Below are 1,593 nucleotides of genomic sequence, written 5' to 3' on the forward strand. Positions count from 1 at the left end.
GCGCCGAGCGCCGGACCGCGTCGACGACCAGCGGGACGCCGGCGGCGACCTCGAGCGCGTCGACGAGCCGCTGCACGCTCCGTTCGGGGGCGCCCGGCGCACCGGCCGTGCCGCACGCGTCGCGGAGCACGGCCCCGGCGGCGCGGACGTCGGCGAGCACCCGCTGCGTCGCGGCCGCACGACGGCGGGACGCCTCGACGAGGTAGGCGCGCAGCGCCTCGACGCCCTCCCCCGTCGCCGCGCTGACCGGCAGCACCGTGACGTCCCGCAGCCCGTCCTGCGCCGCGATCCGGCGGACGTCGGCGACGACCGCGTCGACCTCCCGCGGGGCGAGCCGGTCGGTCTGGTTCAGCGCGAGGACCAGCACCGACGCGTGCCCCGCCAGCGGGCGCAGGTAGCGGACGTGCAGCGCGGCGTCGGCGTACTTCTGCGGGTCGACGACCCAGACGAGCAGGTCCGCCCGTGCGTACAGCCGCTCCGCGATGGCCCGGTGCTCCGCGACGACCGAGTCGTGGTCGGGAAGGTCGAGCAGCACGGCACCGGTCGGCAGTCGCGGCCCGGCGAGGGCCGGCGCCGGGTCGCCGCCGTCGCCGTCCTCGCCGCGCGCGCGGACGGCGTCACCACTCCAGGTCTCGCCGAGCGGTGCGTCTGCGCGGGTCGTCGCGCCGTGCGAACCAGCCGCGCGAGGCGGGGCGACGAGCGAGGCGGTCCTGGCGCGCCGCCACCACCGCGACGCGCGACGCTCCGCGACGGGGACGTCGTCCGCCGTGACGACGTGCCGGTCGGCGACGTCGAGCCAGTCGAGCAGGTCGTGCGGACCGGAGCCGTTCGCCACCCCCGTCGTCGGGCGTCCCTGCCCGGGCACGGTGCCGTCTCCCGGCGGCACGGGCGCCTCCGCGGTGGGTGGCGGCAGGACGACGGCGAGCGGGCGACCGGTGGTGGGCCGCATGACGCCGGGACGCGCGACCTCGCGCCCGACCAGCGCGTTCATGAGCGACGACTTGCCCGACCCGGTCGCGCCCGCGAGCGCGACCACCGTGTAGTCGCCGGACAGCGCGAGCCGCTCGCGCGCGCGACCGAGGACCTCGACCGCGGGCTCCTCGACCTCAGGGCCGAGCCGCCCCGCGGCGAGCCGCACCGCCTCCTCGAGCGCCGCGACGCGACTCGCCGGGTCGTCCACCCCTCGCCGTGGCGTCGGGCTCACGAGCGTCCGCCTCGACGCACGCGCGCCCACCACGCCCGCAGCCCGCGACCGGTGTCGTCGCCCGTGTCGCCCCCGTCCTCGCCGCGACGCCGCGCGTGCCGACCGCTGCCGACGTCGACGCCGGCGGCACCACCGGCTGCTCCGAGACCCGCGCCGCGCAGTCGGCCGGTTCCCGCTGCACCGTCACCGGCCGGACCCGCAGCACCGTCGCCGGCCGGACCCGCCGTGCCGTCGCCCTTCGACAGACCGAGAGTGCCCGATCCCTCGACGGTGCTCCCGGTGCCGGGACCGTCCGCGGCTCCCCCGGCGCCGGTCCCCGCCGTCGCGCGCCCGGCCGCCTCACCCACGCCCCCGCCCGCCGCCCGTCGCGCGGCGACCTCGACGAGCGC

1 pseudogene is annotated in these 1,593 nt (G+C 79.5%); it reads right to left on the reverse strand.

Annotated features, from left to right (window positions below):
- Nucleotides 1-1,180 (reverse strand): annotated as a pseudogene (locus tag CBZ_RS21920) (GTPase); the annotation flags it as partial.
- Nucleotides 1,181-1,593 lie beyond the last annotated feature (413 nt).

Origin of the sequence: Cellulomonas biazotea, from assembly GCF_004306155.1 — a bacterium.
Taxonomy (GTDB): domain Bacteria; phylum Actinomycetota; class Actinomycetes; order Actinomycetales; family Cellulomonadaceae; genus Cellulomonas; species Cellulomonas biazotea.